Raw genomic sequence first — 24855 nt, 5'->3', positions numbered from 1 at the left:
ATGCAAGCCGCTGAACCGCGCTTCTCGCTGCGGCAATCCTTGCGCGCTGATATCCTGCGCTACCGGGCCTTGACGGGAGGAGCGTCGGCGCGGGTAGGGCTCAAGGGATGGCTCATGCTGCTGTCGCCGCGGCTTTTTCCCAATCTCATGATCCGTTTGGCCTATCGCTGCGCTCTGTGGCGGCTGGGGCCTCTCGCCCGGGTCTGTTCGCTCGTGGCCTATGTGCTGTTCGGCATCGAGGTCGCTTCCCAGTGCGAGATCGGACCGGGCCTGTTCCTGCCGCACACCCAGGGTACGGTGATCGGCGCCGCCCGGATCGGCAGCAATTGCACCATCTATCAGGGCGTCACGATCGGCGCGCGCGAGCTCGACATGGATTTCTCGCTGGAGCGGCGGCCGGTGATCGGCGACGGCGTGTTGATCGGGGCGGGTGCCAAGGTGCTGGGACCGGTCGAAATCGGCGCAGACGTCCGGATCGGCAGCAATGCCAATGTCGTCACTTCGCTGCCGCCCGGCGCCCTCGCGCTCGCCCCTGCATGCGAGATACGATCGGGTTCTGACAAGCCATGACCACCGACGTTGCGTTGAATGGACGGCGCATCCTTTTCGTTGCGCCGCGATTTTTCGGCTACGACGAGGATATCGTAGCGGAAATGACCCGCCGCGGTGCCAAGGTCACGCGCCTGTTCGATCGCCCGTTCGATACCCCGTTCATGACGGCGGTCACCAAGCTCGCGCCGGGAATGATCGCCAAGGCAGCGTTGCCGCTCTATCGGAAGGTGCTCGCCGAGGTCGACGCATCGTTCGACTTCGTCTTCGTGATCAACGGCCAGACACTGCCGATCGCATTCTTCGACGATGTGCGCCGGCATAGCCCGAACGCCACTTTCATTCTCTATATCTGGGATTCGCTGCGCAATCGGGCCTCGGTCATTCCCGCACTGTCGAAATATGACCGTGTTTCGGGTTTCGACCGCATCGATGCGCGGCAGTTCGGCTTCCGCTACCGGCCATTGTTCTTCATCCCGGTGTTCGACGCGGTTTCGGACGAGCCGCCGCTCTACGACATCAGTTTCGTCGGAACCGCGCACAGCGATCGCGCGTCGATCGTCAACGCGATCGACACCTCGCTGCCCGCCGATATTTCCCGGTTCTGGTATCTGTTCCTGCAAGCGCCCTGGGTGCGGCGCTACTACGGCTTGAAGAGCAACGCGTTCCGGCGCGTTCCGGCGGACCTATTCCGCTACGCGCCGATGAAGAAGGAGGAGACCGGACGCGTGTTCCAGCGCTCGCGCGCCATTCTCGATATCGAGCATCCGCTCCAGCGCGGATTGACGATGCGCACGCTGGAAACCCTCGGCGCGCGCAAGAAGCTGATCACGACCAATCCGCATATCGTCGAGGAGGAGTTCTTCGACCCGCGGAACATTCTCGTGATCGACCGCGCCCACGCGCGCATCGATCCCGATTTCTTCAGGCAGGACTACGTCGAACCCGCTCCGGACCTTCGTCGGCGCTATTCGCTGGCGGGGTGGCTCGACGAGGTCCTCGGCTCTCCCGGTTAAGCTCCTTCCAGAAGAGATCGGCGCGCCGTGGAGTTGCCGCTATGCGAATTGGAAGGCCGCGGCCGAAAGGCTCGTGAGCGCCACGTTCGAAATCGTGAGCGTATCTCCCGGTGCGAATTCGATGACCGTGTTGGCACCCTGCTGCGAAGCATGGGCCTGAACGTCCGCGAAACTCGTCCAGCCAAAGCCCGCCAGCTTGATGACGTCGCCTTGAGCCGCATTGTCGAAGTCGACGATGCGATCATTCCCTTCTCCCGGGCCGACGACGAAAATGTCGCTGCCCAGACCGCCCGACAGCACGTCATCGCCGGCGCCGCCGTAGAGGATGTCGTCGCCGTCTCCGCCGAGCAGGGTGTCATTCCCGTCGCCGCCGTAGAGCACGTCATTCCCCGCACCGCCCTGGAGGCTGTCGTTGCCGCTGTCGCCATAGAGATGATCGTCGCCGTCCAGGCCGACGAGGACGTCGTCGCCGTTGCCGCCCTCGAGGATGTCCGCGCCGTCTCCGCCGTTCATATAGTCGTTGCCGTCGTCGCCGTAGAGATGGTCGTCGCCTTCGCGGCCCAGCAACACGTCGTCGCCCAGTCCGCCGTGGATCACGTCGTCACCCAGCCCGCCGTCGAGCCAGTCGTCGCCGTTGCCGCCATCGAGCTGGTCGTTTCCGTCCTCACCGAATAGCTGGTCGGAGCCATCGTCGCCGAACAGGATATCGTCTCCCTGTCCGCCGTTCAGGTAGTCGTTGTCGTCGCCGCCGTAGATGGTGTCGTTGCCCTCGCGTCCGATCAGCTTGTCTGCGCCTGCATCGCCAAAAAGCGTGTCGGCGCCGAGGCCTCCATCAAGGTAGTCGGCGCCGGCTCCCCCCGTGGAGATAGTCGTCGCCGTCGTCGCCGAACAACTGGTCGGAGCCGTCGTCGCCGTAGAGCACGTCGGCGCCCAATCCGCCGTTCAGGTAGTCGTTGTCGTCGCCACCGTAGAGCGTATCGGCGCCCCCGCGACCCACCAGGATGTCCGCACCCAGGCCGCCATAGAGCGTGTCGTCACCCTCGCCGCCGTCGATATAGTCGGCATCCCCTTCGCCGGAGATAATATCGTTGCCATCCTCGCCGAATAGTTGGTCGGATCCATCGCCGCCGTAGAGAATATCGTCGCCGACGCCGCCGTTCAGATAGTCGTTGCCATCGTCGCCGGCGAGGTAGTCGTTGCCTGCTTGCCCCCACAACTTGTCGGCGCCTGCACCGCCGTTGAGAGTGTCGTCACCGTCCCCGCCGTCCAGGTAGTCGGCATCGTCGCCGCCCTGCAACTGGTCGTTTCCGTCCTCACCGAATAGCTGATCGGAACCGGCCCCGCCGACGAGCACGTCGTTGCCTGCGTTGCCGTTCAGATAGTCGTCGCCGTCGCCTCCGGACAGGTAGTCGTTCCCGATGCCGCCCCTCAGCGTGTCGCGACCCAGCTCTCCGTAAAGTGTGTCGTCATCCTCGCCGCCCTCCAGCCGGTCATCCCCGTCGTTGCCATGGAGGATATCGGCGCCGAAACCGCCGAAGATGGCATCGTTGCCGTCGCCGCCGTTGACCGTGTCCGCGGAATCGCCCGCGACGATCCAGTCGGCCGACGCCGTCCCGTCCAGCAACTGGCGCGGATTGGCCGCGATCAGCCCGTCCGAGCGCACATCGTAGAGTCCGTCCGCGAACTGGATCGCTTCCACGTTGATGATCCGGTCGTGCCCTTGTGGGCCGTCCAGCACGATTTCGCCGACGCCGTATGTCACGTTCGCGGCCCGCCTGTCGTAGTCGAGGACCACGATGTCGAAACCGGTGCCGCCGTCGAGAATGTCGTCGCCGCCATTGCCGATCAGCGTGTCGTTGCCGTCTCCGCCCTGCAGGGTGTCGTCACCCGACCCGCCGATGCCGGTGAAGTCGCCGGTGCCCGTGAAAATCAGCGCCTCGACGTTGGGGACGTTCTCGAGGCTGTAAGTGTTCAGGCTGGTCGCAATCGTATCGTGGCCTTCGCCGGCCAGTTCCACCACGACGTCGCCCGCGTTGTCGACTTCATAGGTGTCGTCGCCGAGACCGCCGATCATCAGATCGGCGCCGCCCCCGCCCTTGATGACGTCATCGCCGTCCAGACCTCTGAGAACATCTGCCAGGCTCGTTCCGACGATCTCTTCGGGCGCAGCGGTTCCCGTAACCTCGATGCCCTCGACCAGACCTCCAAGATTGAGCGAGGATACCTCCTCCGCCGAAACGTCTTCAAGCACGATGACCGTCTGGAAAGTATCTCCGCCGCCATCCAGGTCGATCTGCACGAGCGTCGAACTGCCATCTTGCAGGAGCCTGAGGTGCCCCGACGCGAAGGGGTTAGAGCCGTCCCAATCGAAGCTCTTCGCCAGGAACTGACTCAGATCGAGAACATCGCCGGCCAGGCCGACCGCGAAGTCTGTCACCACCACGGGCGCGCCGAGCGAGAAGCCTTCCTCCGAGACGAAAGGCAGCAGCACGATCCGGTCCTGGCCGGTACCCAGCGAAACTTCTATCGTGTTCTCGCTTTGGGCAATCCAGAGCGTATCGTCGCCCTCATCGGCCGAGATCGTCACCGCGCCGGAGCCCGAGACATAGATGGTGTCGTTGCCCGATCCCGCATCGATCGAAGCGGAAGAGCCACTGTTCGATACCAGATAGATCGTGTCGGCGCCGCCACCCGCGTTGATCCCGACAGTCTTCGCATCGACGATATGGATGCTGTCGTCGCCGTCGCCGCCGTTCGCCCAAACGTCATCGAGATTGCGACCGGCGCCGTTGAAGCGGATATCGTCCTGCCCGTCTCCACCATCGACCACAACGGTCGACCCGGGCACATCGAGCGGCCGCGTGACGTCGATGAGATCGTTGCCGGCACCTCCCCACAGGGTGTCGTTGCCGCCAACATGGTCGGACAGGAGATCGTTGCCTTCCCCGCCTTGCAGCGTGTTGTCGGCCGAATCTCCCTGAAGATTCTGCCCATCGCCGCCAGCCTGGGCAAACAGCCAGTCATCGAATGACGTTGAGGAATAGTCGGCGTAATAGCCGAGCTGGAACTTCAGCAGGTTCGTTTTCATGTCCTGGCTGAGCGCGGCCTGTTGCGCGTCGCCAGCGCTCTGCTCGGGAAAGAGTGCAGGGTTGTCCAGGATGATCGTCTCGACCTGGTTCGATCCCAGCACTTCGTCGAACCGGCCGAGGTAAACGATGCCGAGCCGCGGATCGACGACATAGGACGCCTTCTCGCCAACGAGTTCCAGGAAGGTGGCGCCGTGGGCGTCGATGATCCGCACGTCGAATCCGGCCGCGCCGAACACGGAGGCGAGCGAGGCGACAAGGCGTGTGCTCGCCGTTGCACCGGCGAGCGCCGCTTCGAAATAGGCCGAGCCGCTGCCGCCCAAAGCATCGAGGTCCCAATCGGAGATCGCGCTCTGTGTCGTGAGCAGCACCGGCTCGAGCGGGGTGCCGGCACGCGCCAGGCTCAACTGCAGATCGTACATGAGGCCGTGGAGCGTCGGCGCACTACCTGCCAGGCCCCCGATCAGATCCGCTTTGGTTGCCCCGGCATAGGAAACGTCGAAGCGGCTGAGGTTTGAAAGATAGTAGTAGAAATCCCGAAAATCGACTTGCGTGGCGTTGTATCCGTCAGCGATGGGCACGGGGGCGAAGGTTTGATCGAGGGCACCTTCGGGCAGGGCCTGCCGGTAGATGAACCCATCGGCGATGTAATCGTAGAAATCGGAAACCGACAGATACTGCGGTGATGACGAAGACCCTGCAGCGTCCGAGATGATCTTCTGAATATAGGCGTCGTCGGTAATTTCTCTATACTTATCGGAGCCGAGAGCGGAAGAGGCACGGCCGAAGTCCAGAAGGGCAATGTCCTGGGCGCCGCTCAGAACTTCTGCATAGGAAGCGCCATAGGCAATTCCGTAGGTCGGGTCGAAGGTCCACCATTTCCCGTCGACGAAAGCTTCGTTGAAAACGTGACCCGTGGTCAGGACGATCCGGTTCTCGATGCCCGCGCGGGTCAAGAGATAGGCGTTCAGCGCCGCGTAGTCCTGGCAGTCGGCAATCTCGGCGTTCAGGTACAGATCGAACGTGATCTGGCTGGTATCGGTGGCGGTGAATTGCTCGTTGCGAATGACCCGTCCCGGCAGCGTGCTTTCCACCGGATTGCCGTAGCCCCACATGAGGTTGACGGATTCCATGAGATACAAGGCGTTCGCGGTCTCGGTGCCATAGCCTTCGAACTCGAGATGCTGATCGGCGGCGCTTCTCGATGCGAAGAGATCTCCCAGATCCTGAAAGGACTTCAGGCCCGCCTTCCAGCCGTCGTCCGAGAACAGGCCGGTAGCCGTATTCTCGTGATAGCTGATGTCGAAGCGATCCAGTAGCGACAGCATCTGGTCCGCCGCATCCTGGGATATCACCTTGAAGGAGGTGGTATAGGAAAGCTGGGGATCGCTGACCGAGGTCAGGCGGACCGCGTAGAACGAGCCGGGGGCGAAGCTGTCGCCGATTTCCAGGCGATAGCCGTCGTCGGGCAATGACGGCAGATAGGCGATGACCGCGCCCGTGGACGGATCGAAAATCGTACAGGCGTACTGATCGCCGTGGTCGACGTTCAGAATGATCGCGCCGCCCTCGGTGATCACTTTCGGTATCACGAGGCTTTCGGGATGGAACTGATCGTCCGAATAGCTCGCGACGAAGCTGTGGCCGGTGCTCAGGAGCGAGAACTGGTCGTTGACCGCGATGTCGGTCAGCCCGTCGCCGTTCAGGTCGACTAGCCTGGCGGAACTGAAATCGATCCCGGTTACGTCGTTCCAATGGCTGGTTTCGTAGAAACCCTGGCCGTTGCTGAGGAACACGTCGGGTTCGAGCTGATAGGGCAGGACGCGGAAGAGGTCGTCCTTGCCGTCGCCGTTGAAGTCCCCGATCATCCAGTTCTGGCCTTGCAGCACGCCGGCCGTGGTCCAGTTGGTCGATAGGATGGGGGTGCCGTCTGTCGAAAGCAGGACCTCCGCGCCATAGGATCCGGCGATCTTCCGGAGGATGTCGTCTTTGCCGTCGCCGTTGAAGTCCCCGACCAGCCAGTTGGAGAAGTCGGTCAGCTCCGTGTCGGCCCAGGCCGCGGCGGGCAGGAACCCGTTGCCCGTCGACAGCAGAATATCGACACCGGTCCCGTCGGCACGTGCGGATATGACGTCGGTCTTGCCATCGCCGTTGAAGTCTCCCGTCAGCAAGGTACCGCTCAACGTGGCACCGTCCGTGTTCCAGGAGACGGGATCGAGAAACTTCGTGCCGTCGGACAGCAGAACGCTCAGGCTGGCGTCGCTCGTCGAAACGCGCAGCAGATCCGATCGGCCGTCGCCGTCGAAGTCGCCGACATAGCAAGGTCCGGCGGTCCACTGGGGGTCTTGATACCACGCCGAGGCAGCAGAAAAGGATGCGCCGTTGGAGAGGCTGATTAGAACTCCCGCGCCGGGTTGAGAACTGTACCAATCGCTGTAACCGTCAGCGTCAAAATCATAATTCGGCAAAGCGATTGAAACCCCGTTTTATTTTTTGCGCCTGAAGACCGGCAAGCGGGGTATCAAAAGAGGGTTATCAGGAGGTTTAGGGTAACTAGGGTGAAGCCCTGACTGACCCACGATCCTGCGCGTTATGAAGCTGGCCGCCGGAATCGGCCGGCCCCGCATCGAGTGCAGTGCCGAACGCCAAAAGAGAGGTTTCACGCCCGGAAGATTTCGCATATTGGCACGTCGGTATGGGAGTGCGCGTCAACTCGATTTGGGCATCCAGGCCTACGGCCTCCTTCGTTCTTCTTTCCGGCTTTCTGATCGTATTGTGCGCGGCAGGCGGTGCATCGCGTGCCGATGTCTGGGGGCAGGTTGTCGTTCGCGCGGCAGCCTGGATATGCCTGATATTGGCTTTGGTGTTCGGCGATCGGCCGGCAGCCAAAGCGATCGGTCCGGTCGCCGTCCTGATGTTGGCGGCGATCGCGCTCACCCTGCTGCAGATCGTCCCGCTGCCGCCATCGATCTGGCAGATGTTGCCTGGCCGCGGGGTTCTCGGTTCGGCTGCGCTGCTTAGCGGGCAATCGCAGCCCTGGCGTCCCTGGTCGATCGTTCCCGACGCCACATTGAACGCGCTCTCGTCGCTGATCGTGCCGGCCGTCGTGCTGCTGCTGGTCCTGGGGCTCACGCGGCGGGAACGGGCCTGGTTGCCCAGCCTCGTCCTGGCCTTGATCGCGCTATCGACCCTGATCGGTCTCCTGCAGTTTTCCGGCGCACATCTGGACAATCCGCTGATAAACGATGAGCTGGGGCAGGTGAGCGGTACTTTCGCCAACCGCAACCACTTCGCCCTCTATCTCGCCTGCGGCTGTCTTTTGGCGCCTGTCTGGGCGTTCATGGAGGAGCGCCGAATGCACCGGCGCGGCCCTTTGGCCTTTGCGCTTCTCCTTCTGTTCGCGCTGACCATCCTTGCCAGCGGGTCTCGGGCTGGGATGCTGGTCGGTCTGCTGGCGATGTGTCTCGGGCTGCTCCTGTCCAGGCAGGGTATTCGGCGCGAGCTTCGCCGGGCGCCGAAATGGGTTGTGCGGGTCCTGATCTTTGTCGTGGTCGGCATAATCGCAGCCGTGATCCTCACCAGCGTGGCGGCCAATCGCGCTGAATCGATCAATCGCACGATCGCGCTGGGCGTTGGCGAAGACATGCGAACCCGGGGCCTTCCCGTGGTTCTCGACATGATCGGTCACTACTTCCCGTTCGGCAGCGGCCTAGGGGGTTTCGATCCGCTGTTCCGCCTGCACGAGCCCATGGCGCTGTTGAAGCCGACTTACTTCAACCACGCCCACAATGACTTCCTGGAGATTGTGCTCGACGCCGGATTGCCCGGCCTGCTTCTGCTCCTCGCCGCGCTCGGCTGGTGGGCGAAGGCCACCTTTCGTGCCTGGCGTGAGAAAGCGGATCGCCCTCACGTCATACCCCGGTTGGGTTCGGCGATGCTGTTGCTGATAATGCTCGCCAGCTTGGTCGACTATCCGGCACGCACGCCCATGATCATGGCAATAGTCATGATTGCTGCCGTCTGGCTGAGCGACCATGCACAACCGGCAAGCGCCTCAGCTTTACCACAGTCCGCTTAGCATCTATGAGCCGCCGCGCAGCCTGTAACCTTAGAAGCCAATCAAACTGATGCGTAGATTTTCGACCCTATTGTTGCTGGCATGCACTCTCAGCGGGTGCGCTGGTCGTGAGCCCCTCGTTTCGACCGACCGGCTTACCGTGGTTCAGGACTCGTCTAGCCTTCCTGCCCCCAATCGCGCCGATCTCACGGCGGCGGACAGACCGGCGCTGATCGGACCGCTGGATACGATCCAGGTCGATGTCTTCAACGTTCCCGATCTCAGCCGCGAACTGCAGGTGGATGCCGGCGGGCGGATCGCTATGCCGCTCGTGGGTTCGCTCGACGCAAGGGGCAAAACCGCCGAAGAACTGTCCAGGAGCATCGAGCAGGCGCTCCGGGGGCGTTACGTGCGCAATCCGGAAGTCACCATCAATATCAAGAGCTCGGTCAGCCAGGTCGTGACCGTCGACGGCCAGGTGGTCGAGCCGGGCCTCTATCCCGTGACCAACCAGATGACGCTGATGCGGGCGATCGCCTCGGCCAAGGGCATGTCCGAATTCGCGCGGCAGGACGACGTGGTCATCCTGCGCACTGTCGAAGGGCGCAAGATGGCAGGTCTCTACAACATGGCCGCCATTCGGCGTGGCGCCTACGATGATCCCCCGATCTACGCCAATGACGTGATCGTCGTCGGTGATTCGCCTCAGCGCCGCCTGTTCAAGGACTTCGTCTCGCTGGCACCGCTCCTTGCGGCACCCCTGATCGCAGTCGTGCAGTAGTGTTATCATGATGAATGCGCATAATCCCGGCCCGCTGGGCGTCCCGGCCAACCTGGCTCCGCTCGCCAACCTGCGTGACACGGAGCCCGAACGCCTGCCGATGATCCGCCAGTACCTGCGGATCGCGCTGCGCTGGCGTTACGTCATCATCGGGGCGATCGTGGGCGTCGTTCTCCTGGGGCTTATCGTCACGCTGCTGATGACGCCCAAATATACCGCGACGACGACGGTCGAAATCTCGCGGGAAGCGAGCAAGGTCACCGATTTCCAGGGCGTGGATCGCGAGACCAGCATTGCCGATCAGGAATTCTATCAGACGCAGTACGGTTTGCTGCGTTCGCGCACCCTTTCCGAGCGGGTGGCCATCCAGTTGCGCCTCGTCGACGATCCGGCTTTCTACGAGCGCTTCGGCAATTCGGATGACTCGCCGGCGTTCCAGTTCGAGAACGGGCACTACCCGTCGTCGGGCAGAGCCGAACGTCAGCGTGTTGCTGGCGAGATTCTGCTGAAGTACATCTCGGTCGATCCGACGCGTCTGTCCCGCCTCGTGACTGTCGGCTTCACCAGCCCCGATCCCGCCTTTTCGGCGCGCGTCGCGAATGCCTGGGCCGAGAATTTCATCCAGACGAATCTCGAACGCAAGGTCCAGGCCACCTCCTATGGCCGCAACCTGCTCGAACGCCAGCTCGCTCTGCAGAAGGAGCGGCTCGATGAATCGCAGCGGCAGCTGGTCACCTATGCTTCGCAGCAGCAGATCATCAATCTGCCGGCACAGTCGAACAACGGTTCGACCACGTCGGAACGATCGATCGTCGCAGACAATCTCGCCACGCTCAACGCGTCGCTCAGCGAAGCCACGGCGGCTCGCATCGAAGCGCAATCGCGTTCCGAACAGGGCGGCGGCGGCGCCTCGGCCGAGGCGCTGCGCAATCTGGCAATCAACAACCTGCGCCAGCGCCGGGCCGAACTTTCGGCGGAATATCAGCGGCTGATGGTCCAGTTCGAGCCAGGCTATCCGGCGGCGAAAGCCATTCAGTCGCAGATCGACCAGCTCGATCGTTCGATCGCGCGAGAAGAAGGCCGCGTATCGGGCTCGCTCCAGGCCGACTATCGCGGGGCGATCGAGCGCGAGCGCGCGCTGAAGGCCAAGGTCGACGAACTCAAGCAGAACTACCTCGATCTCCGCCGCCGCAGCATCCAGTACAACATCTTCCAGCAGGAAGTGGATACCAACCGCGCGCTGTATGACGGGCTGCTCCAACGCTTCAAGGAGATCGGGGTCGCTGGTGGTGTCGGGGTGAACAACATCTCGGTGGTCGATGCGGCCGATATCCCGCAGAAGCCTTCGAGCCCGCGCCTCTTCCTGAACCTGCTGATTTCCCTGCTCGTCGGTGTGGGCCTCGGCGGCCTTCTCGCCTTCGCGCTCGAACAGATCGACGAAGCGATCGCGGACCCGGCCGAAGTCGAACGGCGGCTTGGCCTGCCGCTGCTCGGTTCGGTGCCCAAGGTGAATACGGGCACCCCGCGCGAGGCCTTGCTCGATCGCAAGTCCGATCTGTTCGATGCGTACCTCGCGATCCAGACCAACCTTGGCTTCACGACAGAACACGGCGTGCCGCGTTCGTTCGCGGTCACTTCGACTCGTCCGTCGGAAGGCAAGTCGACCACCGCCCTGGCGCTTGCCACCACTCTGGCGCGTGCGCACCGCAAGGTGATCCTGGTCGATGGCGACATGCGCTCGCCCTCGGTGCATCACCTCGGCGGCGTCGACCATGACCAAGGTCTCAGCAACTTCCTGGCCGGGCAGGACGACATTGCGCCGCTGACCTTCCAGATGAGCGACCTGGGTTTCGTGGCGATGTCGGCGGGTCCGATTCCCCCGAACGCCGCCGAGCTGCTCACCGGCGAACGGCTGTCGCTGCTGATCGAGCGCCTGCTCGAGGACTACGATCACGTCGTGATCGATTCGCCTCCGGTCATGGGCCTCGCCGATGCGCCGCTGATCGCCAGCCGTGTCGAGGGCGTGATCTACGCAGTCGAATCCCACGGCATTCGGTCGAGCTTGGTCCGGACCGCGCTGGGACGTCTTGCCAGCGCCAATGCCCGCATATTCGGCGGCGTCCTGACCAAGTTCGAAGCCCGCAAGGCCCACTACGGCTACGGTTACAACTATGGTTACGGCTACGGCCGCGACGAGGCCAAGGGCAGGGGCTGAGCCAGCCGTGCCGCGCCGCAGTTTCCTTCCGCGCCGCGCTCCTCGCGAATGGGCGATCCGGGGGGGACTGGTGGCGGCGGCAGTCGTGGCCAGCTACTTCAGCGTCGCACATACGCTCGCGCAGGTTCTGGTGAAGAGCAACGCGGCTGCGGCCCACCGCATCGCGCCATGGGACGGACGGATCACTGCCGCTTTCGCCGCTTCGCTCACCGGCCCGCAGGCAACTTCGGCCGACCGACAGCGCGCCGATGCGCTCGCACGTCAGGCGCTGCGGCGGGATCCGACCGCTGTCGTCGCGGTCTCGACGCTGGGCATCGACGCTCAGTTTCGCAATGATGTTGCAGGCGCACGCCGCATCTTCGCCTATTCGGAAAGATTGTCGCGCCGCGATCTTCAGACTCAGCTCTGGAATATCGAGGCAGCCGTCTCGCGCGGTGACATCCGCGGCGCGCTGCATCACTACGACATCGCGCTGCGCGCCAAAGGGCAGAGCTGGGATCTGCTTTTCCCGATCCTCACCTCCGCCAGTGCCGACGCCGAGGTGCGCGGTCCGCTGATAGAGACGCTGGCCCGCAAGCCGCTCTGGGCCGATTCCTTCGTCAGCTATGTCACGGCCAATCCGCCCGACGCGCGGACGACTTCGGCGCTCTTTCTCGAACTTGGTCGGGCTGGCGTGCCGGTTCCCGTGAACGCCCATGCCGTCGCCATCAATGCACTACTGGTCGACGGTCTACCGGACGAGGCGTGGCGCCACTACGCGGCGATACACCGCGACGCCGACCAGCACCGGTCACGCGATCCCCGCTTCGGCGGAGCCGGCGACAGGCCGACTCCGTTCGACTGGGTGCCGGTCAACGATGGAGGGGTGAGCACCTCGATCCAGCGTGGCGAGCGTGATGGTTTCTTCGACTTCGCTGCACCCGCAAGCACGGGCGGTCCCATGCTTCAGCAGGTGCAGATGCTCCCGCCCGGCACTTACCGCCTCAGCGGGCATAGCAGCGGGATCGAACAGGCTTCCGTGTCGCTGCCCTACTGGAGGCTGCTATGCCGGTCGGATGGGCGTGAGCTGGCGCGGGTACCGATGCCCAATTCCGCGCAGTCGGGCGGTAACTTTGCCGGAGACATGAGCGTGCCCGCGGGATGCCCGGTGCAGGTTCTCGAGTTCGTCGCGCGCGCATCCGATGCGGTAACGGGCATGAACGGCCAGCTCGATCGCGTACAGCTGGCTCCGGCGCCGTGATGCCGCTGCGTTTTCTCTTCGGCCTGTTGGGCTTGGCTGCGGTGACGCCCGCGTTTGCACAGACACAAGCGGGGCAGAATCGCGATGATGAGCCTCAGCAGCAAGAGCCGCAGCAGGAATTGTCGCAGAGGCCCGCTGAGCAGGAGGCGCCTTCGCCTGGCATCGTTACCCGATCCGCCGTCGGCCGTGCGGGTCAGCGGCAGGTGCGCGAGGATGTCGCGTCCGACGTCCATCCGATGAAACGCATCTCCACTCGCATCGAAAACCGCATCCAGTCGAGAATGCATAACCGGATCGATGAAGACTACGATCCGCAGGCCAACGCCCGGTCGCCGTTCGTCGATGTGGAGAAGAAGGAGCGCGATCGCCGCTAGTCTGCGTGCCTCGCGATCAACGCTTCCCATTCCCCTTTCAGCGGACTGTTCCGATCGCCGAGGATAGCTGGCCGCGCCGGCCGTTCCGGTCCGAGTGCTGCGATCGCATTCTCGATCGTCGTGATGCGATCCCGCCAGGCGGGGTGCGACCGGCTGCGCAGGATGCCGCCGGCACGCTTGGGGCCGAAGTCGCGCCAGAAGCGCACGGCCGCCTGCGGATTGTAACCGGCGTTCGCCAGCAGCGCGATCGAGAGGATGTCCGCCTGCAGTTCGGTCTCACGGAAATAGCGTACGTTGCGCCCTAAGCCCGAGAGCATGCCGAAGGACACGCCTATCGCTTCCAGGCGCTCGCGGTGCCGCAGGATGTTGTGCGACAGTTCGTGGGCCACGACCGCGGCGACCTGATCCTCGGGATAGGTCTCGAGAAACCGGCTGCTGATCTGGACGAGGTCGCCGTCGGCCTGGGCGTCGAAACCCGCTGAAATGGCCACTTCGAAGCGCGAGTGGCAAGCGGGCACGGGGTGGACCGTGATCGCCAAGGGCGCACCTGCGCGGCGCCCTTCGACGGTCAGCGGTGCATCCGGCGGCAGCGCGGCTATTCCTGCGGTGACGTCGATCAGCGCCGCCGTGCTGGCCTCTGCCTGGGGATCGGTGGTGACGAACCGCGCCGCGCCGACAGCGCTCAGGCTGTCGTCGGCATGAAGGCCGGCGCGCTCTGCTGGTGACCCGGCGATTACCGCTTCCACGCCGACCGGCCCGTCGAAGCCAAAGTGCCGGACAGCTTCGGCGCGCGCACCGCGCGCATATTGGCTTGGGGTGTGGAGCACGAGCCCCAGGCCCGGCTCCAGCCGGTCGCAGAGCGACGCGTTGGCCGTCGCCAGGCGGAAGCCGATCCGTGCCAGCGTGGCGTCGGTTTCGCGGATCGCTTCGAACGGATTGTCGGCCGCAGCGGCGGATGCCGGCGCGCTTCCCAGCAGGCCGATCGCAAGAAGCGCGCAGGCCAATCGCCCGATCCGTGCTCCCGCAATGGCAGCCGCCCGTTTCGGATATTCCATGTTCATCCCCGCTGCCCTAACGGCCTTGTCATGATCAGGAAACTTCTCTCTCTCGGTCGCAAGCGGAGCGATGCGACTGCCGCTGTGCCGTGCGTGCCGGAGGGACGCCGCATCTATGCAATCGGCGATATTCACGGCCGTTTCGACCTGCTCGAGCGATTGCTGGCGCGCATCGACGCCGACGATAGTGCGCGGGGCGGTTCTCCCGGCGAACTGATCTTCCTCGGCGATCTCGTCGATCGCGGACCCGATTCTGCGAAAGTCGTCGATCGTCTCATCGCGCTGCGCGATGAGCGACCCGGCACCCGCTTCCTGCTCGGCAATCACGAGGAAGTCTTCCTGTCGGCGCTTCAGGGCGACGCCAAGGGGCTCCGCTTCCTGACCCGGATCGGCGGGATCGAGACGATCCTCAGCTACGGCATCGTGCAAGAGACCTACGCCGCCGCTGACTACGACGAACTGGCACGCCTGGTGGAGGCGGCGGTACCGGCGGCGCACCGCCAGTTTCTCGAGTCGTTCGAAGACCAGATCGTCGCTGGCGATTACGTCTTCGTCCACGCCGGGATTCGGCCGGGTGTGGCGCTCGACGAGCAGCGGCCGAGCGACCTGCGCTGGATCCGCGAGGAGTTTCTCGGCGCGGAGCCACCCTTCGCCAAGGTCGTGGTCCACGGCCACACGATCTTCGACGAGGTGGTCGAGCTGCCGCATCGCATCGCTCTCGACACGGGCGCCTTCCGCAGCGGCGTGCTCAGTGCAATGGGTTTCGAGGGCGATCGCCGCTGGATCGTGCAGGAGCGAGGGCTTGCTGCGGCGGTCGCCGCGTGATGCGTCGATTGCCGCCAATTCGGTTACGACATCGCTTGTGACGTCATGCTGCCGATGATAGCTGTCTGCGCGAATGTTTCAGGGGGCTAATAAAATAATGAATATCAGCAATTTATTCGCGGCCGTTGCGGCTTCGGCTCTCCTCGCGACGCCGGCGATGGCCGCGGCTCCCGCTGCTTCGTCGCTCTCGATCGCCAAGGCGGCGCCGGTGAAAGCGGTGACTTCGGTCAAGAAGGCGAACAAGATCGGTTCCGGCGTGGCGCTGGGCATCGGCGCTGCCATTGTCGTCGCCGGCACGGTGGCCATCGTCGCTTCGGACGGCTCCGACAGCAAGTAAGCTTCGGAAACAGGATAGGGAAGATGGCGGCCCCGTGCCGCCATTTTTTTTGCGGGGCGGCTCGCGGTCCCGGCAATCGCAGGCGCTTGGGGGCGTGCGAGATCCGACATTGCGAGTATGACGGCCGAATGGATTTTCCCAAGCTCTATCATTCCTGGATACTGTGGATCGGGGATGGCACCGGGCTGCCCGATGCGATCCTTCACATCCATGCGGGGCTGGCGATCCTTCTGCTCGTCCGCATCGTCAGCCGGCGGTCGTTGGCCACGTTCCTGCCGTTCGCGGTAGTGGCCGCGGCCGAGCTGGGCAACGAGACGATGGACTATCTCTCCTATGGGCTGCGGGTATCCGATACGCTTGCCGATCTCGGCAATACGCTGTGCTGGCCCTTGGTCATCAGCCTGGGCGTGCGGCTTCGCCCGATGGCCCTGCGCGACCGTCCCGAACGGCGCGGCGAGGCATAACGCATTGCTTCTGCGCAGGTTCAGGATCGGAGGGAGTTGGAGCGGGTAAGGGGAATCGAACCCCTCTAGCTAGCTTGGAAGGCTAGTGCATTACCACTATGCTATACCCGCACGGCGAAGGTCTCGCGCGGGGCTTCCCATGCCCCAGCGCGCCGTCGTGGTCAATCGTCGAACCGAACCGGCGCGGCTTGTCTTGGGCGGACATGCCCGTTGCCGCAGCCTTGAATCGCTTCGTCGCTTCCATAAGTCCTTGTCACACCACTGTCGGCTCATTCATTCTAAACCCATATTGTTTAGGATCGAATCGTCCGGGTCGGCGTTTGTTGGCCCAAGTGGCGGGGAAAAGGATAAGGCCATGGATATGCCCAGATCGCGCCCGGTACGGCGCAATCCGCTGGAGCTCGTGATGAATTCGCGGCTCGGCAAGCTGCTCTCGCGGATCGGCATTGCCCCGCGCCCGGCCACCAGCGAAGGGCTGCTCGATCTCGCGGGTGCGCTGCTGTCGCTGCGCGGCAAGGCGTCGGGCCCGGCGCTGGCCTCGGCCTTCTTCGACCTTTACGAGGCCAGCGACCTTCCGGCGCGCCAGGCTTTCCTCGCGCAGATCCACGATCTGCACCCGCGCGACGCCGCGGCGATCGACAAGGCGATCGCCCGCTGGCAGGAAAAGCGCGACGAGAGCGCCGCTCAGGCGCTGAGTGAGGCGAGCGCCTCGCCGAGCCAGAAGCTGATCGGCATGCTCAACCTCGCGCCGCAGGGAACGCAGCGGCTGATCGCGATGCGCTCGGACCTGCTGAGCGCGCCAGACCAGACCCCGGGCCTCAAGGCGCTCGATCGCGAGCTCGAAGACGCCTTCACCGCCTGGTTCAACGCCGGCTTCCTCGAACTGCGCCGCATCGCCTGGGATTCCCCGGCCGCGCTGCTCGAGCGGATCATCAAGTACGAGGCGGTCCACGAGATTGCCGGTTGGGACGAACTGCGCCGCCGCGTGCAGCCGATCGATCGCCGCTGCTACGGCTTCTTCCACCCGCAGATGGCCGACGATCCGCTGATCTTCGTCGAGGTCGCGCTGACCGACGAACTGCCCAGCGGCATCGGCCAGATCACCGCGCAGAAGCGCAAGGTGATCGATCCGCATGCAGCAAGCCACGCGATCTTCTACTCGATCTCGAACTGCCAGGACGGCCTGCGCGGCATTCCTTTCGGCAACTACCTGATCAAGCGCGTCGTCGGCCTGCTCAAGGAGGAACTGCCACAGCTCAAGTGCACCGCGACGCTATCGCCGGTGCCGGGCTTCGCCAAGTGGCTCGCGGGCGAGATCGGCAAGGAGGCCAAGGTGCCGCCGGCGCGCGAGCTGCGCTCCTATGCGGCGCGCTATCTCACCACGGCGCGTTCCAAGCGCGGCGGTCCGGCCGATTCGGTGGCGCGCTTCCATCTCGGCAACGGTGCGCGGCTCGAGGCGATCCACTCCAATGCGGACTTGTCGGCCAACGGCCTGCGCCAATCGCACGGCGTGATGGTGAACTACGTCTACGATCTCGCCGAGATCGAGGCGAACCACTTCGCGCTGACCGAGCTCGGCACGGTCGCCGCCTCAAAGGCGGTGCAGGCCCTTGCCGATGGCGGCCAAGCCAAGGAAGCGAAGAAGGTCGAGAAGGTCGCGTGAGGGCCACCCTCTCCCGCTTGCGGGAGAGGAGCGAGACTGGCTGGCTTGCTCGCTGGTCGCAGCGGTGAGGGTGGCGGGTGTAGCGTGTCCCGCCCTCATCCAAGCTTCGCTAGCCGCTGGCGCGGCAAGCTGCGCTATCCTTCTCCCGCAGGCGGGAGAAGGTATTTCAGTGTCCCGGGAACTCCATCAGCGCTGTCACGGATAGTCCGGCCGCGCGCAGCCTTTCGTTGCCGCCCAGATCGGGTAGGTCGATGACGAACAGCGAATGCTCGACATTCGCTCCTGCCTTGCGCAGGAGCTGCGTCGCGGCGAGAGCGGTACCGCCGGTGGCGAGCAGGTCGTCGATCACCACCACGCGCTGCCCGGCGTCGATCGCGTCTGGATCGATTTCGAGCGTGCCCGTGCCGTATTCCAGCGCATAGTCGAGCGCCAGCACCGGAACCGGCAGCTTGCCCGGCTTGCGCACCGGTACGAAGCCAAGGCCCAGCTCGGCCGCTGCAGCCGCGCCGAAGATGAACCCGCGCGCCTCGATCCCGGCAATGGCCTCTGCCCCCAGTGCCTTCGCCTGCTCGGCGAGCAGCTTGACGGTGGCCGCGAAGCCCGGGCCGTTGCCCATCAGCGTGGTCACGTCGCGGAACAGGATGCCCGGCTGCGGGAAGTCCGGGATCGAGCGGATCAGGGCCTTCAGTTCATCGATGGTCATCTGGGTATCCCCAAAAGCAAACGCCCCCGCATCGGGTGATGCGAGGGGCGTTGATTAGCCTGTCTGGCGCTAGCCTCAGTGCTTTTCGTTACGCCACACGTTGCGGTAGGCGAGGTTGCCCAGGACCGTAGCGAACAGCAGGAACAGGACGACCGGCCAGCCCGTCTGGTGACGCTTCTCGAGCTTGGGCTCGGCCGTCCAGACGAGGAACGCGGCGACGTCCTTGGCGTAGTGGTCGACCGTGGAGGGCGTGCCGTCCTTGTAGGTGATCTGGCCATCTGCGGTCAGCGGCGGCGCCATCGCGAGGTTGAGGTTCGCGAAGTACGGGTTGTAGTGCAGGCCGTTGGGCGTCTTGGAGTCCGGGAACTCCTTGATCAGTTCGGCCGGCTGGTTCTGGAAGCCCGTCAGCAGCGAATAGACATAGGCGGGACCTTCGTGGCGGGCCTTGGTCATCAGCGACAGATCGGGCGGAACCGCATTGTTGTTGGCGGCGCGCGCGGCGATGTCGTTGGCGAAGGGCTTGGGGAAGTAGTCGGTCGGCAGGCCCGGACGCGTGTTGGTTTCACCGGTCGTGGGATCGACGCCCGGAACCTGGAAGCCGGCGGCGATCGCCTTCACTTCGTCGTCGTTGTAGCCAATCTGCTTCAGGTCGCGGAAGGCGACCAGACGCAGCGAGTGGCAGGCCGAGCAGACTTCCTTGTAGACCTGGAAGCCACGCTGCAGCTGCTGCTTGTCGAACTTGCCGAACACGCCGTCGCTGGCGAGGTGGAGCTCCTTCGGGTGAAGATGGAACTCGTGCTCGGCCGTCGGGGCCGCGGGCTCGGTGATCGCGTTGTAGGCGCCGTTACCGAACGACCAGGCCAGTGCGAGCGTGAAGAACAGCCCGACGGCGATGGAGAGGATGCGGATCATGTGTCTGTCTTTCCGTCTCTCAGAGGGTCAGGCGGCCGGAGCCGAAGCGGCGGTCTCGTCCTTGCCGAGGACAGCCTCGGTGATCGAGAAGGGCAGCGGATCGGGCCGTTCGATCGAGGAGACGATCGGCAGGATGATGAGGAAGTGCGCGAAGTAGTAGAACGCCGCGATCTGGCTGATCATGACGTAGGGTTCCTGCGCCGGCGCACCGCCGCAGTAGAACAGCACGAGCATGGTCGGGATCAGGCCGAACCAGAAGAACTTCCGGTAGGTCGGGCGGTAGTTCGCCGAGCGCACCGGCGACTTGTCGAGCCAGGGCAGGAAGAACCACACCAGGATCGCGCCGAACATCGCCATCACGCCCATCAGCTTGGCGGGAACGATGAAGAAGTCGAAGGTGAAGGCGCGCAGGATCGCGTAGAACGGCCAGAAGTACCATTCGGGCACGATGTGCGCCGGGGTGCTCATCGGGTTCGCCGGGATGTAGTTATCCGGGTGGCCGAACATGTTCGGGCCGAAGAACACCAGGGCGGTGAAGAGGGTCAGGCCTAGGCCGAGCGTCCAGCCATCCTTGGCGATGAAGAAGGGGAAGAACGGCACGGTGTCGCTCTCGGTCTTCACTTCGACGCCCGTCGGGTTCGACGAGCCCGGGATGTGCAGCGCCCAGATGTGCAGCACGACCACGCCGACGATGACGAACGGCAGCAGGTAGTGCAGCGAGAAGAAGCGGTTCAGCGCGGCGTTGTCGGGAGCGAAGCCGCCGAGCAGCCAGTGCTGGATCGGTTCGCCAACCAGCGGGATCGCACCGAACAGGCCGGTGATGACCTTGGCGCCCCAGTAGCTCATCTGGCCCCAGGGAAGCACGTAGCCCATGAAGCCCGTGGCCATCATCAGCAGGAAGATCACGACCCCGAGCAGCCACACCATTTCGCGCGGGGCCTTGTACGAGCCGTAGTAGAAGCCGCGGAAGATGTGGATGTAGATCACCGCGAAGAACGCCGAGGCGCCGTTGGCATGCGTGTAGCGCAGCATCCAGCCCCAGTTGACGTCGCGCATGATGTGCTCGACCGAATCGAAAGCGACGCCCGCGTTAGCTGCGTAATGCATCGCCAGGATGATGCCGGTGACGATCTGGATGCCCAGGCACGTCAGCGCCATGAAACCGAAGTTCCACCAGTAATTGAGGTTGCGCGGCACGGGATAGCCGGAGCCGACCGAATTGTAGACGAGACGCGGCACGGGCAGCTTCTCGTCCATCCATTTCATGAACGGATGCGACGGCTTGTATTCATTGGCCCAGGGAAAGCTCATGGTTTGTCCTCAGCGTAGCTCTCGGCCTCAACCGATCTTGACGACGGTATCGGTGGTGAATTCGTACTTCGGCACTTCGAGGTTCTTCGGTGCCGGGCCTTTGCGGATGCGCGCAGCGGTATCGTAGGTCGAACCGTGGCAAGGGCAGAAATAACCGCCGAACTCACCCTTCACTTCGCCCTCACCGGCGCCCAGCGGAACGCAGCCGAGATGGGTGCAGACACCCATCGTGATCAGCCAGTTCTCCTTACCGGGCTTGGTACGCTCGGCCAGCGTCTGCGGATCGCGCAGGCTGGAGATCGCGACCTTGTCGGCCTCGGCGATTTCCTTGGGCGTCAGATTGCGCAGAAACACCGGCTGCTTGCGGAACACGCCCTTGATCGCCTGGCCCGGCTTGATCGGCGAAAGGTCGACCTCCACCGAGCTCTCGGCCAGCACGTCGGCCGAAGGGGCCATCTGGCTGATCAGCGGGATGAGCGTGAGCGCTCCGCCGACGCCAGCCGCGCTGACTGCTGCAATATTGATGAAATCGCGCCGCCGCACTCCATCCCCGGCAATGTGTTCCGGAGTGTCAGTGCCCGCATCATGTGCCATGGTTGACCTTGCCTTGCTCTAGATGCCCGCAACCGGAAAGTGGCGCGGGCCTATTCGCCCAGTGCTACACCTGAGTAGCCCCCTGACGCCGGCTTTTGCACGGGTCAGACCCGTGCCGGACCCCGGCTTGGCGCGCTGATAGACGCGAAAATTCGCCCTGCCAACCGCATTTTTGGCGATTTCCGCAAAGCGTTCAGCCTGCCTCAAGGCAGTCCGATCAGCGACATCTGGCGGCCATAGGCAGGCTCGCCACGATGCGTCGCGCGGCGGAACGAATAGAAGCGGTCGGGCACAGCATAGGTATCGAGGCCTAGGGTCGCGACTTGGCCGATCCCGGCGCCGGCTAGCCGCGCGGCGACGTAGGCGGGCAGATCGAACTGCCAATGATCAGGCTTTCCCGCCTCGAAGAAGCGTTCATTGGCCGAATCGGCGGAAAAGAAGCGCTCGCGAAAGCCCTCGTCCACTTCGTAGCTGGCCTGCGCGATCGTCGGGCCGATCGCTGCGGAAATGGCGCTGCGCCGCGCGCCCAGCGCTTCCATGGCCTCGATCGTGCGGTCGGTAACGCCCCCGATCGCGCCCTTCCAGCCCGCGTGGGCTGCACCGATCACCCCGGCCTCGCGGTCGGCGAATAGCACGGGCGTACAGTCGGCCGTGACGATGCCGAGCAGTAGGCCCGGCCGGTCGGTCACCAGGGCATCGGCCTGCGGCCGCTCGGCGTCGCTCCACGGTTCGCCCACCGTGACGCAGTCGGGTGAGTGGATCTGATAGCAGGCAACGATCGGCGCGCCGGGCAGCACTGCGGCGGCAGCGCGCTTGCGGTTTTCGGCGACGGCAGCCTCCTCGTCGCCTGAGCCGAGCCCGACGTTGAGCCCCGCGACCACGCCGGTCGAAACGCCTCCGCGGCGCCCGAGAAAGCCGTGCGGAATGCCGGCCAGGACTTCGGCACGGTTGACTTCGACCGGTTTAGCCAAGGCTCTTGGTCACCTGCTCGAGCGTGTCGCGCGATAGCTTGGGCGCGGCGGCGATGCGTTCGAGTTCGGCGCGCATCATGCCCGAACGCTGCGGTTCGATCCGCCGCCAGCGGCCGAGCGGCGGCACGAAGCGCGCCGCGGTCTGCGCGTTGATCGGGTCGAGCGCCAGGATCAGATCGGCGATCATCCGGTAGCCCTCGCCATCGCCCGAGTGGAACGCCTTGGGATTGACCGCGGCGGACATGTAGAGCGCGCGCACGCGGTTGGGATTGTGCAGCGTGAAGTCCGGGTGCTGGGCCAGCGCCTTGATGTGATCGAGCACCCTGGGGTGCAGCGAACCCGCCTGGAGTGAGAACCACTTGTCGATGACCAGGGCATTGCCGTCGTAGCGCTTGCGGAAGTCGGCGAGGGCTTCCTCGCGGGCGGGCGTATCAAGGCCGCAGAGCACCATCAACGAGCCCTGGCGGTCGGTCATGTTGTCGGCTGCGGCATATTGCGTAGCCGCGCGCTTCGCGGCTTCGTCGGGCACGCCCGCCGCGAGATAGACGAGCGCCTGCGTCTTGAGCTTGCGCGCACCGCGTGCCTCGGCGCTGCGGCTGTAGGACACAGCGCTGACCCGGTCATGCAGCGCAGCTAGCCGGTCCTCGAGCTCGCGGCCGAGCCAGGCCTTGAGGCCTTCGCGCTCAGCATGGATCGCGCCGGGATCGGCGATCGCGAGCTGCTCGGCGAGATAGGCCTCGGATGGGAGGATCATCAGTTCGCCGCGCATCAGGTCGTCGAGCGTCGCGTCGTCGAGGATCGCCGCCAGCGCGCGGCCGATCGCGTCGCGGCCCGACTGCCGCTCGGCATCGCAGAGCATGCCGCCCCCGACCGCCGCGACTAGGTGCTGGACGACGAGGCTCTGCATGGCTTCGTAGCGGGCGAAGGGATCGTCGTCGTTGGCCGCAAGGAAGACGAGGTCGGCGGTGGGCACGTCGCTGTCGATGGCGACGGGCGCGGTAAAGCCGCGGTTGATAGACAACACTGGCGTCCGGGCGAAGCCGGGGAAGGTGAAGCTGTCCTCGGCCTTGTCGAGCACGATCAGCTGCTCGCCCCTGTGCTCGCTGCTGTCGCGGTCGAACAGCGCGACGCGCAGCGGGATCGGCATCGGCTGCTTGACCGGCTGGCCCGGGGTGACGGGGACGGTCTGGGTGATGCGGAGCGTCGCGGTGTCGCCTTCGTGGTCGACCCGGACCTTGACCTGCGGCGTGCCGGCCTGGCTGTACCACTGGCGGAACTGCTTGAGGTCGAGCCCGGTGCCGTCCTCGATCGCCTTGACGAAGTCCTCGCACGTCGCTGCCTCGCCGTCGTGGCGGTCGAAATAGAGGTCGGTGCCGGCCCGGAAGCATTCGGGCCCCGCCATCGAGCGCATCATGCGGATCACCTCGGCACCCTTGTTGTAGACGGTCGAGGTGTAGAAGTTCGAGATCTCCTGGTAGGAATCCGGCCGGATCGGGTGCGCCAGCGGCCCCGAATCCTCAGGGAACTGGGCCGAGCGCAGCACGCGCACGTCCTCGATCCGCTTGACCGCGGGCGAGCCCATGTCGGCCGAGAACAGCTGGTCGCGCAGGACGGTGAAGCCTTCCTTGAGCGAAAGCTGGAACCAGTCGCGGCAGGTCACGCGGTTGCCCGACCAGTTGTGGAAGTACTCGTGGCCGATCACGCCCTCGACCGCGTCGTAGTCGGCGTCAGTCGCGGTCTCGGGGTCGGCCAGCACGTAGCGCGTGTTGAAGACGTTGAGGCCCTTGTTCTCCATCGCGCCCATGTTGAAGTCGGAGACGGCGACGATGTTGAACAGGTCGAGGTCGTATTCGCGGCCGAAGGTTTCCTCGTCCCACTTCAGCGAGGCGATCAGCGAATCCATCGCGTGTTGGGTGCGGCCCTCGTCGCCCGGGCGGACCCAGATGTTGAGATCGACCTTGCGGCCGCCCGCGGTGGTGAAGGTATCGTGGTTGGCGACCAGCTCGCCCGCGACCAGCGCGAAGAGATAGCAGGGCTTCGGCCAGGGGTCGTGCCATTCGGCCCAGTGCTTGCCGTCGGTGCCCTCTCCGGTTGCGGTGCAGTTGCCGTTCGACAGCAGCACGGGGAAGCGTGCCTTGTCGCCCTCCATGTGCACCTTGTAAGTGCTGAGCACGTCGGGGCGGTCGGGGAAGAAGGCGATGCGGCGGAAGCCCTCGGCCTCGCACTGGGTGCAGAGCATGCCGTTCGAGGCGTAGAGCCCCATCAGCTGGCTGTTGGCGGCCGGATTGATCAGCGTTTCGATCTCGACCGTATGGGCGTCGCCCGACAGCTCGATCAGCAGGTCCAGCCCGTCCATCCGCCAGTCGTTCGCGACCTGTCCGTCGACCAGGACCGAACGCGCGGCGATGCCGTCGCCGTTGAGCCGTAGCGTGTGGTCGCCCGAGCCTTGCGCGTTGCGCCGGACTTCCAGCGTCGCCCGGACACGCGTGGCGTCGAGGTCGAGCGCGAAATCGAGTGCGATCTCGGGCACGAACCAGTCGGGCGCGCGATAGTCCTCGCGCCGGATCACCGCGGGGGCCTTGGGCGGTACTGCGGCGTCGGCCGTTTCGGGGTTCTCGATCGGCGTCGAGGGTCTGCTGGCGATATCCATGGGGCCAATCTAGAGCATGCGTTTCCGATTGCCAGCGCTCGCGCTATCAAAT

At 64.6% G+C, this 24855-nt stretch carries 20 protein-coding genes, 1 tRNA gene and 1 pseudogene; 11 read left to right on the top strand and 11 right to left on the bottom strand.

Going from position 1 to position 24855, the window contains the following annotated elements:
* Positions 1-570: a serine O-acetyltransferase gene (locus tag KRR38_RS19475; RefSeq protein ID WP_217404667.1), complete on the top strand. Its 570-nt coding sequence runs from the start codon at positions 1-3 to the stop codon at positions 568-570.
* On the top strand, positions 567-1565 hold the full coding sequence (locus KRR38_RS19470; protein WP_217404665.1) for a hypothetical protein: 999 nt from the start codon (positions 567-569) through the stop codon (positions 1563-1565). Before KRR38_RS19475 ends, KRR38_RS19470 begins: the two co-directional genes overlap by 4 nt.
* A gap of 39 nt (positions 1566-1604) precedes the next feature.
* On the opposite strand, the gene KRR38_RS19465 is transcribed toward KRR38_RS19470, so the two are convergent.
* From KRR38_RS19465 to KRR38_RS19460, 3 genes and pseudogenes are all read right to left on the bottom strand, one after another.
* Complete coding sequence (locus tag KRR38_RS19465) at positions 1605-2162, bottom strand: calcium-binding protein (RefSeq protein ID WP_217404662.1); 558 nt, start codon at positions 2160-2162, stop codon at positions 1605-1607.
* Between the two features lie 6 nt (positions 2163-2168).
* Positions 2169-2432: pseudogene (locus KRR38_RS37815) on the bottom strand (calcium-binding protein); the annotation flags it as partial.
* Positions 2398-7119 (bottom strand): FG-GAP-like repeat-containing protein, encoded by a 4722-nt coding sequence (locus KRR38_RS19460; RefSeq protein WP_217404660.1) that lies wholly within the window; start codon positions 7117-7119, stop codon positions 2398-2400. The gene KRR38_RS19460 and the pseudogene KRR38_RS37815, both read right to left, overlap by 35 nt.
* Before the next feature lie 227 nt (positions 7120-7346).
* On the opposite strand from KRR38_RS19460, the gene KRR38_RS19455 reads away from it, so the two are divergent.
* The 5 genes from KRR38_RS19455 (at position 7347) to KRR38_RS19435 (ending at position 13318) form a co-directional block, all read left to right on the top strand.
* Positions 7347-8729, top strand: a complete 1383-nt coding sequence (locus tag KRR38_RS19455) for an O-antigen ligase (protein ID WP_217404659.1) — start codon at positions 7347-7349, stop codon at positions 8727-8729.
* A gap of 139 nt (positions 8730-8868) precedes the next feature.
* Positions 8869-9489 carry a polysaccharide biosynthesis/export family protein gene (locus tag KRR38_RS19450; RefSeq protein ID WP_309141089.1) on the top strand — a complete coding sequence of 207 codons (621 nt, stop codon included), beginning with the start codon at positions 8869-8871 and terminating at the stop codon, positions 9487-9489.
* Between the two features lie 7 nt (positions 9490-9496).
* Positions 9497-11704, top strand: a complete 2208-nt coding sequence (locus KRR38_RS19445; RefSeq protein ID WP_217404654.1) for a GumC family protein — start codon at positions 9497-9499, stop codon at positions 11702-11704.
* Between the two features lie 70 nt (positions 11705-11774).
* A complete protein-coding gene (locus tag KRR38_RS19440; RefSeq protein ID WP_217404651.1) occupies positions 11775-12944 on the top strand; it encodes a hypothetical protein in 1170 nt (389 codons plus the stop codon).
* Positions 12944-13318 carry a hypothetical protein gene (locus KRR38_RS19435; RefSeq protein WP_217404649.1) on the top strand — a complete coding sequence of 125 codons (375 nt, stop codon included), beginning with the start codon at positions 12944-12946 and terminating at the stop codon, positions 13316-13318. The genes KRR38_RS19440 and KRR38_RS19435 overlap by 1 nt, the downstream gene beginning before the upstream one ends.
* Here the strand turns inward: KRR38_RS19435 and KRR38_RS19430 are convergent.
* Positions 13315-14373 (bottom strand): M48 family metallopeptidase, encoded by a 1059-nt coding sequence (locus KRR38_RS19430; protein WP_217404647.1) that lies wholly within the window; start codon positions 14371-14373, stop codon positions 13315-13317. The genes KRR38_RS19435 and KRR38_RS19430 overlap by 4 nt on opposite strands.
* Positions 14374-14403: 30 nt before the next feature.
* Here KRR38_RS19430 and KRR38_RS19425 point away from each other — a divergent pair, with 30 nt between their 5' ends.
* The 3 genes from KRR38_RS19425 (at position 14404) to KRR38_RS19415 (ending at position 15999) form a co-directional block, all read left to right on the top strand.
* The gene (locus KRR38_RS19425) at positions 14404-15198 is read left to right on the top strand and encodes a metallophosphoesterase family protein (protein WP_217404645.1); all 795 of its coding nucleotides are present in this window, start codon (positions 14404-14406) and stop codon (positions 15196-15198) included.
* Positions 15199-15295: 97 nt separating this feature from the next.
* Positions 15296-15535 (top strand): hypothetical protein, encoded by a 240-nt coding sequence (locus KRR38_RS19420; RefSeq protein WP_217404643.1) that lies wholly within the window; start codon positions 15296-15298, stop codon positions 15533-15535.
* 128 nt (positions 15536-15663) lie between these two features.
* A complete protein-coding gene (locus tag KRR38_RS19415; protein ID WP_217404641.1) occupies positions 15664-15999 on the top strand; it encodes a hypothetical protein in 336 nt (111 codons plus the stop codon).
* Between the two features lie 37 nt (positions 16000-16036).
* Here the strand turns inward: KRR38_RS19415 and KRR38_RS19410 are convergent.
* A tRNA-Gly gene (locus tag KRR38_RS19410) sits at positions 16037-16110 on the bottom strand.
* 244 nt (positions 16111-16354) lie between these two features.
* Here KRR38_RS19410 and KRR38_RS19405 point away from each other — a divergent pair.
* Complete coding sequence (locus KRR38_RS19405; protein WP_217404639.1) at positions 16355-17662, top strand: malonyl-CoA decarboxylase domain-containing protein; 1308 nt, start codon at positions 16355-16357, stop codon at positions 17660-17662.
* A 166-nt stretch (positions 17663-17828) separates the two neighbouring features.
* Here the strand turns inward: KRR38_RS19405 and KRR38_RS19400 are convergent, their stop codons facing one another.
* The 6 genes from KRR38_RS19400 to pepN all read right to left on the bottom strand — a co-directional run bounded on the left by KRR38_RS19400 (position 17829) and on the right by pepN (position 24803).
* Positions 17829-18365, bottom strand: a complete 537-nt coding sequence (locus tag KRR38_RS19400; protein WP_217404637.1) for an adenine phosphoribosyltransferase — start codon at positions 18363-18365, stop codon at positions 17829-17831.
* 75 nt (positions 18366-18440) lie between these two features.
* Positions 18441-19277 carry a cytochrome c1 gene (locus KRR38_RS19395; protein ID WP_217404635.1) on the bottom strand — a complete coding sequence of 279 codons (837 nt, stop codon included), beginning with the start codon at positions 19275-19277 and terminating at the stop codon, positions 18441-18443.
* Between the two features lie 27 nt (positions 19278-19304).
* The gene (locus KRR38_RS19390) at positions 19305-20588 is read right to left on the bottom strand and encodes a cytochrome b N-terminal domain-containing protein (protein WP_217404633.1); all 1284 of its coding nucleotides are present in this window, start codon (positions 20586-20588) and stop codon (positions 19305-19307) included.
* Between the two features lie 27 nt (positions 20589-20615).
* On the bottom strand, positions 20616-21182 hold the full coding sequence (gene petA, locus KRR38_RS19385) for a ubiquinol-cytochrome c reductase iron-sulfur subunit (RefSeq protein ID WP_217404631.1): 567 nt from the start codon (positions 21180-21182) through the stop codon (positions 20616-20618).
* A 203-nt stretch (positions 21183-21385) separates the two neighbouring features.
* Positions 21386-22153, bottom strand: a complete 768-nt coding sequence (gene pgeF, locus KRR38_RS19380) for a peptidoglycan editing factor PgeF (RefSeq protein ID WP_217404629.1) — start codon at positions 22151-22153, stop codon at positions 21386-21388.
* Positions 22146-24803, bottom strand: a complete 2658-nt coding sequence (gene pepN / locus KRR38_RS19375) for an aminopeptidase N (RefSeq protein WP_217404627.1) — start codon at positions 24801-24803, stop codon at positions 22146-22148. Before pepN ends, pgeF begins: the two co-directional genes overlap by 8 nt.
* Positions 24804-24855: the final 52 nt, after the last annotated feature.

The organism is Novosphingobium sp. G106, from assembly GCF_019075875.1.
Taxonomy (GTDB): domain Bacteria; phylum Pseudomonadota; class Alphaproteobacteria; order Sphingomonadales; family Sphingomonadaceae; genus Novosphingobium.
The sequence above is the reverse complement of the archived record's forward strand: the minus strand, read 5'-3'. Positions and strand labels throughout refer to the sequence as shown.